Here is a 10,282-nt window from a genome sequence, read left to right on the forward strand (position 1 = left end):
CAGCAAGGACTAAAACCCGCTGCCCCCGAACAAAGTCTTCCGAGACGATGAACGCACTGGGCCAATCGAACTGACGCCGCCTCCTCACTCTTCCTCCTATCCGGATCGGTGCGGTTGGTCGTTGCTGCCGTTGCAACAGATCCATAGCCCGGGCAGCGTAAGGAGATAGATTGATGACCGTTGCGCTGACCGAAGATCAGAAACTGCCGCTTGCCGAAGACCAGGCGCTGCGCGATGCGTTGGCGGCGGCTGACCTGCCGACATTGCTGATGACCTATGTGCATCTGAGCCGCGACATGGCCCTGCTCGACAAGTTTCAGCCGCATGTCCATGCGCTGAGTTCTGGTAAGCAGACTGCTGTTCCCGACGATCTGGCGGCGGAGCTTCGCGAGAAGATGCGGGCGTTGCTGACCAGTCCGAACGAGGCCGATTTGACCATCCCAGAGCCCGCGCTGCTGCAGCGGATCATGAGTGTCGGCATGGGGGAACCGGTTTCGAAAGAGTTCATCCCGTTGCTGCTCGAACAATCGGGTCTTGGGCCGCAGCATGACCGGTCGCACCGCCCTGCGCGCCAGCAGATCCCGCAGGGGTTCAAGGTGCTGATCATCGGCGCGGGCATCAGCGGCCTCGCCGCCGCGATCAAGCTGAAGGAAGGCGGCTATGATTTCGAGGTAATCGAGAAGAATTCCGAGGTCGGCGGCACTTGGTGGGTGGCGCGCTATCCGGGTGCTGGCGTCGATACGCCGAGCCATTTCTATTCCTATTCCTTCGCGCTCAATCCTGAATGGTCCACCTACCGTCCGCGTGGGCGCGAGATGCTCGACTATCTGATCCGCGCGTCCCACAGCTATGGCGTGCGCGACCATATCCACTTCGAAACCGAAGTGCTGGGCATGCGCTGGATCGAGGATGAGCAGGTCTGGGAGGTCGAGCTCAACGACAAGCATGGCGGCAAGTCCACCGTGCGGGCCAATGCCGTCATCAATGCGCATGGACGCCTTAGCCGCTGGGTCTGGCCCAAGATCGAGGGTCTGAAGGACTTTGAAGGGCCACTGGTCCACACTGCCGAATGGGACCCGGACCTGGACCTGAAGGGCAAGCGGGTGGCGATGGTCGGCACGGGCGCGAGCGCCGCGCAGTGCGGCCCTGCGATCGTCGATGAGGTGGAGCATCTCACCGTCTTCATGCGGTCCGGCCATTGGGTGGTGCCGAGCGAATGGGCCGCCGCCAAGGTGCCCGAAGGCGTGCAATGGGCGATGCGGCACATCCCCTTCTATCTCGCCTGGTTCCGTTTTGGCATCTATTGGACCGGGTCGGACGGGCTCTATTCCAACCTGATTAAGGATCCCGAATGGCCCGCCGAGAGCCCTTCGGTTTCGCTGGTTAACGAACGGCTGCGAAAGTTCTGCATGTCGAACTTGGAGGCGAAGCTGGGCGACCGGCCGGACCTGATGGAAAAGCTGACGCCGGACTGCCCGGTTTTTTCCAAGCGGATCGTCATGGACACCAACTGGCTGACCATGTTCCGCCGCGATAATGTGACGCTGGAGACGGCGGGGATCGAGCGCGTGCTCCCTGGTGCGATCAGGACCGCCGATGGCACCGAACATCGCGTCGATGCCATCATTCTGGCGACCGGCTATGATGTGGCGCGCATGGCGGGATGGCTGGACATTATCGGGCGTGATGGCGTCAACCTGCGAGAGCTATGGGGCGATGAGGACCCGGTCGGTTATTTCGGGCTGATGGTCCCTGGCTTCCCGAATTATTTCCACATCATGGGTCCCAATGCGGGTCCGAACCATGGCGCGGGCGTCAACCTGATGGCAGAGGCGCAGGTTCATTATATCCTGGAGTGCCTGGATCATCTGGTGGAAACCGGGGCGAGCGCGATGGAGCCGACGGAGGACGCCAACGCTACGTTCAACGATCGGGTGCAGGGTCAGATGCCCAAGATGATCTGGACCCATCCCAAGGCCAACAGCTACTACAAGAACAGCAAGGGCCGGGTGATCGGCTCCTGGCCTTTCCGCATGCTCGACTATTGGAATGAATCGCGCGAGCCGAAGCTCGACGACTTCGTCATCCATGAGAAGGCGACGGCGGAAGAGACGGCCGCCTGATCTTGGCGGTAATGGGCGGGGCGCATCCCCGCCCATTATCTGAAGGTCAGACGCGGCCGGTGACAGGGATGCAAGCGCCTGTGATGGCAGATGCGCCATCGGACAGCAGGAAGGCGATGACGCTCGCGATCTGCGCAGGCGAAACCCAACGGGTGAAATCGGCGCTGGCCATGTCGGCCCGGTTGGCGGGCGTGTCGATGATCGAGGGCAGAACCGCGTTGACGCGCACGCCATTGTCCTTTTCTTCCTCGGCCAGAGCTTCGGTCAGCTTGGCGATGCCCGCCTTGCTCGCGGCATAGGCGCCCATGCCCGCCGCCGCCTTGATCGCCGAGGCCGCGCCGATGCTAACCACCGCGCCACCGCCGTCACGAAGGGACGGCAGCGCGGCCCGAACTGCATTGACGGCCGTGCGCAGGTTGATGTCGAACATCGTGGCCCAGGTGGCGATGTCGCCATCCGCGATGGTTTCCCAGCGGAAGGTGCCCGCCACATTGACGAGCGCTCCTAATGGGCCGCTCGCGCCGATCGCCTTTTCGATCGCGGCAGACGCTGCCGCAGGATCGGTGAGATCGATGTTGCCGAGATAGGCGCCAGCACCTACCGCGCCCGCGTCCGGTGCGCGGTCGATGCCGGTCACCTTATGCCCAGCTTCTTCCAGCGCCTTCGTCACGGCCCGGCCCAGCACGCCTGCCGCGCCGGTCACGATCACGTGCGTCTTCATCTGACCTTCTCCTCTCTGTTTGCGAACTTCTGGTCCCGCATTGGCGGCCTTTTCGGATGGAGGAAAAAGCGGAAATACAGAAGGGCGGAATGCGGCCGTTTTGACGGGGAACCGCGCGGGGACAGGCCCCGCCCGGCTGTCTCGTTAAATGCCGAGCAAGGCGCGCTGTTGCTCGCCCAGTTCGGGATTGCTCTGGTTCTGGAAGAAGGCGATCCGCCCCGCGACGGCCTGTTCCGTCATTTCGGGCTGGCTGGAAATCCAGAATTTGCGGGCGGCGAGGCCTTCGACGAAGACGCGGGAGCCTTCGTCCAGGTCCATGCCGTAATTGGCCATCATATGCGCCATAGTCGCACGGTGCGAAGCGGCGTTTTCCGGCTCGCCTACGCCTGCTTCGGCGTCGAAGATGCTGGTTTTCAGCATGCCCGGAATGATCGAGCATACGTTGATCGGCGCCTTTGCCACCTGCATTTCCAGATAGAGACACTCGCTGAACGACTGGATCGCGTGCTTGCTCATGATATAGGCGGTCTGGGTCGGCATCTGGCCGAAGGAGCCGATCGAGGCGAGGTTAGCGATCCATGCCTCCTGGCCAACGCGCAGCATGTGCGGCACGAAAGCGCGCACGCCATGGACGACGCCGTGGATGTTAATGTTGAGCGTCGCTTCCCACCGGGCGGTCGGGATTTCCCAGACCTTGCCGATGGTTTCGATGCCGGCATTGTTGATCAACAGTCGGACGGCGCCATGACGGTCGAACACATCCTGGGCGAGCGCGTCAAGCGCTTCGGGTTTGGACACATCGAGCTGGATGGCCTCTGCCTTGCCGCCTGCCGCCACGATCTCGGCGGCGACCTTGTCAGCCCGGCCTTTGTCGATGTCGGTCACGACAACGGTCATGCCGATTTCACCGCAGCGGCGGGCAAGGCCCATGCCGATGCCAGCACCCGCGCCGGTGATGACGGCAACGCCGCCAGAAAAAACCTTTTCTTCTTCAGTCATATTCATGCTTCTCCAGAATTTTTTGAGATCAGATCGACGTCAGCGATGCGGGCGCGCCGGGCAGATAATGGTGGTAGTAGCCCGCAGACCAACCGCCATCGACCGACAATTCGGCACCGCAGATGTAGCTCGCCTCGTCAGAGCAGAGGAACAGGCTGGCTGCGGCGATTTCCTCCGGTTCGCCGATGCGCTGCATCGGAACGCGTTCATAACCGGCATTTTTGGCCTCGCCCTCCAGCGCCTGGGGATTGCCCATGACGGTGTTGACGCCGCCGGGATGCACGCTGTTCACGCGCACGCCGAGATGGCCGAATTCCAGCGCCGCGGTCTTGGTCAGCCCGCGCACGGCCCACTTCGAGCTGCTATAAAGCGCAAGCGAATTCGCGCCCCGCAAGCCATCGACGGACGAGATGTTGACGATCGCCCCACGCCCGGCGGCGCACATCGCGCCGCCAACATGTTTGAGGCCCAACATGGTCCCCTTCACATTGATGCCGAGCACCCGGTCGATCTGTTCGGAGGTCAGCGCGATGATGGGGGTGAAGGCCACGACGGCTGCGTTATTGACCAGTGCGTCGATCCGGCCATGGCGCGCCATCACGGCGTCCACCAATGCCGTCCAGCTGCCCTCGTCAGACACGTCTAGCCGCTGGAACATGGCGAGATCGCCCAGCTCCGCGGCCAGTGCCTGACCTTCCGCCTCCAACACGTCGGCGATGACGACCTTCGCGCCTTCGCGGGCGAACAGACGCACCGTTGCTTCGCCCATGCCGCGCGCTCCGCCGGTGATGATGGCGACCTTGTCCTGCAACCTTCCGGTCATATTAACTGCTTTCCTTGTTGAACTGACTTATTTGATGAAGGCCTTGAACGCCTCCCATGGCACATCCGAGGTGTAGAGGGCAGCTTCGTCCATCGATCCTTCAGGAATGTGGAAGCCGCTCGTGTCCATCACCTTATCGAATTGTGCAAGGGCAGTTTCGGGTGTCCAGTCCTTGTCGGTAGCGCGGTAGCCTTGGGTGACGCCTGCGAACACGCGGGTGTAGCCTCCGCCGCCTGCCGTGAACATTTCGCCATTGCAGGGCGCGCTTTCATGCGCGAGCATAGCGACGACCGGGGCTACGGCGCGGGCGGGGAAATCGCGTTCCATGAGACCGTGAATTTCCGGCCCCATGAGTTGCGTCATGCGGCTGCCTGCGATCGGCATAATGGCGTTGATCTTCACATTCTTGCCCAGGGCGTTGGTCGCGGCGGCCAGCGCGCGGGTCATCGCCCATACTGCGCCCTTAGCCGCCGGGTAGGGAACCGCACTGCCCATGCCGAACCAGGATCCGGATGAGATGTTGACGATACGGCCGAAGTCGCGCTCCAGCATGCCTTCCCACACCGCCCGGCAGAGGTAAAAAGTGCCGCTGGCCGAAACGGCCATGTCCTTTTCCCATTCCTCATCGGTGACGGTGGCCAGAGTGCCGGACGCGCTGACGATGCCCGCATTATTGACCAATATATCGACGCGTCCCCAGCGCTTCAGGGCATCCTGCACGATCGCCTCGACGCCTGCGGAGGTCGCCACGCTGTCGCCATTGGCCTCCGCAATGCCGCCCGCATCACGAATGTCGCGCGCCGCGGCTTCGGCATAGCTGATATCCTGGCCCTGGCCTTGGAAATTGCCGCCAAGATCGTTGACGAGCAGCTTGGCCCCGCGCGCGGCGAGCAGCGACGCATAAGCTTTCCCCAGGCCGCCTCCGGCGCCAGTCACGATTGCGACCTTGCCATCGAAACGCAGCTCAGACATCCGCCTCTCCCTTATCATCCGGTCCTGTGGCCAAGGATTGCCAATCCGGCAGGCGAGGTAAACCCCGCCCAGGACGAGCAGCTATATGTCTGGTCGCCTGGCGATCTCGCGGCATGCGATCTGACGATCCCTCAAGCCTTCAGGATCATGTCGGCGGCCTTTTCGGCCACCATCATGGTCGGGACGTTGGTGTTGCCGCCCGGCACGCGCGGCATGACGGAGGCGTCAACGACGCGCAGCCCGGCGACGCCACCAACGCGGAGCTGCGGATCGACCACCGCCATTGGATCATGTCCCATGCGGCAGGTGCCCACCGCGTGTATGTCCGAAATGGCTGTTTCGCGCAGATAGGCGTCCAGCTCGTCATCGGACTGGATATTCGCGCCGGGGGCCAGTTCCTCGCCACGGAAGGGGTCGAAGGGGATCTGTGCGAAGATGTTGCGCACGGCCCGGATCGCCGCGCGGCCCATCGCCATGTCATTGGCGGTGGACAGGATGTTGGGGTCGATCGACAGCGGCGCGGAGGCGTCTGGACCAGTCAGCTTGATCTCGCCCACGCTTTCGGGGTTCAGCAAGTCGATATGCGCGAAATAGCCATGGTCCATGATGAGCTTGCGCCCCATGGCTTCATAGAGGGCCATGGCGAAATGCACCTTCACGTCCGGATATTCCGCGCCTGGCATGGTCTTTAGATAAGCGCCGATCTCCGCAGGCGGATTGGCGAGCGGCCCCTTGCGGAACAGCAGGAAGTTCGCGACCGCCTTTGCAGCGACGACCGGGTGGAAGACGTTGAAGAGCGATACGGGTTGCGTGCAATATTGCTTCACGCTGACCGCCACATGATCCCGGTAATTTTGTCCGACGCCTGGCAAGTGGTGGACAAGCGGCGCGCCCACCTGGCGCAAATGTTCGCCGTCGCCAATGCCCGAGAGCAGCAAAATCCAGGGCGAATGAATTGCGCCTGCGGACAATATCACCTCACGCGATGCGTTCGCCTGTTCCAGCTGACCGGCGCGCCGCCAGCTGATGCCTGTCGCACGCCCTTCCTCGACGATCACCCGCTCCACATGGGCGCCGGTGATCACGCGCAGGTTCGGGCGGCGCAGCGCGGGCTTCAGATAGGCGCGCGCAGCGCTCCAGCGGTAGCCCGCCGAGGCGGTGACATCGGCGGGAACAACACCTTCCCGCTGCGATCCGCTGGGGTCGTCATTATAGGGAACGCCCGCCGCCACGGCGGCATCGCGAAAAGCCTTGGCCAGCGGATTTTCGATCCCCGGCCGGGTGACAACTACAGGACCGCCGCGGCCGTGATAACCTTCTTCGCCGCCGGGCTGAAAATCCTCCAGCTTCTTGAAATAGGGGAGCACATCGTCATAGCTCCACCCTTCATTGCCGAGCTGCCGCCAGCCGTCATAATCGGCGGCAGCGCCGCGATCATAGACCATGCCGTTGATGGAGGAAGAGCCGCCAAGGACTTTGCCGCGCGGCGTGTACATCTGCCGCCCACCGGCATGCGTCTGCGGTACGCTGACATGCATCCATTGAAACATGCCACGGTACATGATCGGCAGCAGTCCGCCCGGCGCATGGATGAAGACGCTGTTATCCTTCCCGCCCGCTTCGAGCAGCAGCACCCGATTGCGCGGATTTTCCGACAGTCGCCCTGCCAGCACGCAGCCCGCAGAGCCGCCGCCCGCAATGATGAAGTCGTAAGTGTCGGCCATGATCTCTCCCACGCGCGGCAAGCGTGCGTCTGTTTCTGCTTGTGCGTGACGCACGGACGGGGACTCGGCGGACTCCCGCCTTCTTTCCCTTAGCCTGCTTCGTCATGCGTGCTGAATTGGTCAAGATGTTACGCAGGTCAAGCCTGATCTGGGGCATTGGATGACATTGACCCGCCGATCCGCCGTGCTATCATCTACGCAAACAGCTGCATGAGTTGCAAAAACTTTGCCCGTTCGCGTCATCGAACAGGCCGCTCATGTCCCGCGCCGCTTACAAGCCAAAGGAGAAGAGGATGTCCGTGGAAAGCCTGACCGTGGAGCGGTTCGATCCCTTCGCAGTCTATGATCCGGCAACGCTGGTCGCGTCGGACCCGATCGAAATCGATGCGCCTGCCATGGTGGTCTGGAACATTCTGACCGATATGCCGCGCTATGGTGAATGGAACCCATTCTGCGTATGGGCAGAATCGACGCTGGAGATGGGCGCGCCGGTCCATATGCGGTTGGTCAACTATGCCAATCCCGGCTCGCTTGCGCCCAATTGCGAATATGTGTGTGCGTTCGAGCCCGGGCGCCTTCTATCCTGGGAAATGTATGACAGCGAAGCCTGGCCCTATCCGGCCCGGCGCGACCAGATGATCGAGGAACTGGGCGCGGAAAAGTGCCGCTACCAGTCGACCGACGCCTTTACCGGTCCCAATGGCATCCATGTCATGCGCTTTTGCGGGGATTGGGTGACGCGCGCATTCAACGACACGGCCAAGGCACTCAAGGCGCGCGCGGAAGCCATGCACCGGGGCGAACTGCGCTGATCGCGACCAGCTTGCTTATCCCTGATCCTGCTTCTCCACGGCGCTTTTTCCGCCCATTCGGCAATTGGTGGCGCTGGGAGGCAGGGTGAGGATAACCTTACGCCAGATCGCAGTCTTCGAAGCCGTCGCCCGCACCGGCAGCGTGGCGGGCGCTGCGGACGAGATCGGCCTCAGCGCATCGGCGGCCAGCATGTCGCTCAAGGATCTGGAAACGCATCTGGGCGTGCAGCTTTTCGCCCGCTCCGGCCGTCGCATGCTGTTGACCGATCGAGGGCGGCCCATGCTGGAGATGGCGCGCGGCATATTGGTGCAGGTCGCCGATATGGAGTCGCTGTCCTTGCCGGAGGAAGTACGCGGGCGGTTGCGGATCGGCGCGGCGGTGCCGGTGGGAGATTATGTCCTGCCTCGCCTATGCGCCGCTTTCATGCGCCGCCATCCCGGCGTCCGCGTGGAATTGCGCATCATGCCATCGCACGAGGTGATGGAGGGGGTGCGCAACATGGCGCTGGACGTCGGCTTCGTCGGTGCGCCGGTCAATAGCAGCTATCTGGAGGCCGAACCCTGGCTGCGCGATCGGCTGGTGGTGTGTGCCGCGCCGGGCCATCCGCTCGCCGGACGGGCGACGGTGCCGCTGGCGAAGCTGGCGGACCAGCCTTGGGCGCTGGAAAAGACCTTATCAAGCGAGCGCATATCCTTCACGGTCGAGGCGCTGAAATCGTTGAACTCGCTTAACATCGTTTTCGAAGGCGACAGCGTCGAAGCGATCAAGCGCATCGTTGGCGACGGCGCGGTGCTCGCCTGCCTGTCCAGCCTGACCGTGGCTGACGAGATCGGGCGCGGAGAACTGGTCGAACTGGCGGTTCCCGAACTGCGCTTCACCCGTATCGTCAGTCTGGTCAGCCGCCGCGATACCGAGCAGCCGCACGCCTGCCGCGCGTTCCGCGACTTTGCCCGTCAAAGAAGCGAGGAGTGGGTGGATCAGGAAAATGACCTCTCTTTCTCATGATCCATCAGTTTTCCTGATGCTATGGGTCGGAATTTCGAAATGGTAGCATGGCCGAACAAAGCCTAATCAACGGCTGCACGCCTGCTGGCGTGGCTTAGGAGAGTGATGTGAAAGCCGTGATCTGCGGGGCGTTCGCGCCGGTTGAAGACCTTCGTCATGGCGAATTCCCCGCCCCCGATGCGGGGCCAGGCGAAGTGGTGATCGACGTCGTGGCGGCGGGGGTCAATTATCCCGATGTGCTGATCGTGCAGGGCAAATATCAGACCAAGCCCCCGCTGCCTTTCGTGCCGGGCAGTGAGGCCGGCGGGCGCATCGCTGCGATCGGCGAAGGCGTGGAGGGCTTTTCCATTGGAGACCGCGTCATCGCCTTCACCGGCAGTGGAGCCTTTGCGCAGCAGGTCCGGGCGCCCGCTACTCAGGTGTGGCCAGTGCCGGACGGCGTGGATCTGGAAGTCGCGGCGGGCATCGCCATCACCTATGGCACATCCTATCACGCGCTGAAGGACCGCGCGAACCTCAAGCCCGGCGAAACGTTGCTCGTGCTGGGCGCGGGCGGGGGCGTTGGCCTGACCGCCGTGGAGCTGGGCAAGCATATGGGCGCGCGGGTGATCGCTGCTGCTTCCAGCCCGGGAAAACTGGCGCTCTCGAAGGCGCAGGGCGCGGACGACCTTATCGACTATGCGCAAGAGGATTTGCGCGAGCGGATCAAGGCGCTGACGGATGGCAAGGGCGTCGATGTTATTTATGACCCGGTCGGCGGGCCGATGAACCTGACGGCGGTCAAGAGCCTCGCCTGGGGTGGCCGCCTGCTTGTCATCGGCTTTGCGGGCGGGGAAATCCCTTCGATCCCCGCCAATCTGCTGTTGCTGAAAAGCGCGTCGGCGGTCGGCGTGCTGTGGGGCAACAGCGTCCGCGCCGATCCTGTCACACAGGGCGCCAATATGCGTGAGTTGCTCGCATGGCTGGCGGAAGGGAAGCTGAGGCCCGTCATCGATACCCGCTTCGCCCTGCCCGACGCAGTGGCGGCGCTCCAGCATCTCGAAAAGCGCAAAGTGAAGGGCAAAGTGCTCCTGACCGTCGCGCCCGCATCCTGAATAGGAAT

Annotated in this window: 9 protein-coding genes; 4 read left to right on the top strand and 5 right to left on the bottom strand. The window is 62.9% G+C overall.

Going from position 1 to position 10,282, the window contains the following annotated elements; translation table 11 throughout:
- Positions 1 to 173 precede the first annotated feature (173 nt).
- Complete coding sequence (locus tag EP837_RS16405; protein WP_066530982.1) at positions 174 to 2,123, top strand: flavin-containing monooxygenase; 1,950 nt, start codon at positions 174 to 176, stop codon at positions 2,121 to 2,123.
- Positions 2,124 to 2,169: 46 nt separating this feature from the next.
- On the opposite strand, the gene EP837_RS16410 is transcribed toward EP837_RS16405, so the two are convergent.
- The 5 genes from EP837_RS16410 to EP837_RS16430 form a co-directional block, all read right to left on the bottom strand.
- Entirely contained in the window at positions 2,170 to 2,844 is a 675-nt protein-coding gene (locus tag EP837_RS16410; RefSeq protein ID WP_066530984.1) for an SDR family NAD(P)-dependent oxidoreductase, read from the bottom strand.
- 144 nt (positions 2,845 to 2,988) lie between these two features.
- Positions 2,989 to 3,843: an SDR family NAD(P)-dependent oxidoreductase gene (locus EP837_RS16415; RefSeq protein ID WP_082919816.1), complete on the bottom strand. Its 855-nt coding sequence runs from the start codon at positions 3,841 to 3,843 to the stop codon at positions 2,989 to 2,991.
- Positions 3,844 to 3,871: 28 nt separating this feature from the next.
- Positions 3,872 to 4,666, bottom strand: coding sequence for a glucose 1-dehydrogenase (locus EP837_RS16420; RefSeq protein ID WP_066530987.1), 795 nt, complete (start codon positions 4,664 to 4,666; stop codon positions 3,872 to 3,874).
- Positions 4,667 to 4,693: 27 nt separating this feature from the next.
- Positions 4,694 to 5,638, bottom strand: a complete 945-nt coding sequence (locus EP837_RS16425) for an SDR family NAD(P)-dependent oxidoreductase (protein WP_066530988.1) — start codon at positions 5,636 to 5,638, stop codon at positions 4,694 to 4,696.
- Positions 5,639 to 5,769: 131 nt separating this feature from the next.
- Positions 5,770 to 7,362, bottom strand: coding sequence for a GMC family oxidoreductase (locus tag EP837_RS16430; protein ID WP_066530990.1), 1,593 nt, complete (start codon positions 7,360 to 7,362; stop codon positions 5,770 to 5,772).
- 293 nt (positions 7,363 to 7,655) lie between these two features.
- On the opposite strand from EP837_RS16430, the gene EP837_RS16435 reads away from it, so the two are divergent.
- The 3 genes from EP837_RS16435 to EP837_RS16445 all read left to right on the top strand — a co-directional run bounded on the left by EP837_RS16435 (position 7,656) and on the right by EP837_RS16445 (position 10,274).
- Entirely contained in the window at positions 7,656 to 8,174 is a 519-nt protein-coding gene (locus EP837_RS16435; protein ID WP_066531705.1) for an SRPBCC domain-containing protein, read from the top strand.
- 85 nt (positions 8,175 to 8,259) lie between these two features.
- Positions 8,260 to 9,180, top strand: a complete 921-nt coding sequence (locus EP837_RS16440) for a LysR substrate-binding domain-containing protein (RefSeq protein ID WP_156518668.1) — start codon at positions 8,260 to 8,262, stop codon at positions 9,178 to 9,180.
- A gap of 107 nt (positions 9,181 to 9,287) precedes the next feature.
- Positions 9,288 to 10,274 (top strand): NADPH:quinone oxidoreductase family protein, encoded by a 987-nt coding sequence (locus EP837_RS16445; RefSeq protein WP_066530995.1) that lies wholly within the window; start codon positions 9,288 to 9,290, stop codon positions 10,272 to 10,274.
- Positions 10,275 to 10,282 lie beyond the last annotated feature (8 nt).

This window comes from Sphingobium sp. EP60837 (genome assembly GCF_001658005.1).
GTDB lineage: Bacteria > Pseudomonadota > Alphaproteobacteria > Sphingomonadales > Sphingomonadaceae > Sphingobium > Sphingobium tyrosinilyticum.

Coding starts and splice junctions, on each gene's coding strand:
- EP837_RS16410 (WP_066530984.1), bottom strand. CDS start 2,844: ATGAAGACGCACGTGATCGTGACCGGCGCGGCAGGCGTGCTGGGCCGG.
- EP837_RS16415 (WP_082919816.1), bottom strand. CDS start 3,843: ATGACTGAAGAAGAAAAGGTTTTTTCTGGCGGCGTTGCCGTCATCACC.
- EP837_RS16430 (WP_066530990.1), bottom strand. CDS start 7,362: ATGGCCGACACTTACGACTTCATCATTGCGGGCGGCGGCTCTGCGGGC.
- EP837_RS16405 (WP_066530982.1), top strand. CDS start 174: ATGACCGTTGCGCTGACCGAAGATCAGAAACTGCCGCTTGCCGAAGAC.
- EP837_RS16425 (WP_066530988.1), bottom strand. CDS start 5,638: ATGTCTGAGCTGCGTTTCGATGGCAAGGTCGCAATCGTGACTGGCGCC.
- EP837_RS16435 (WP_066531705.1), top strand. CDS start 7,656: ATGTCCGTGGAAAGCCTGACCGTGGAGCGGTTCGATCCCTTCGCAGTC.
- EP837_RS16420 (WP_066530987.1), bottom strand. CDS start 4,666: ATGACCGGAAGGTTGCAGGACAAGGTCGCCATCATCACCGGCGGAGCG.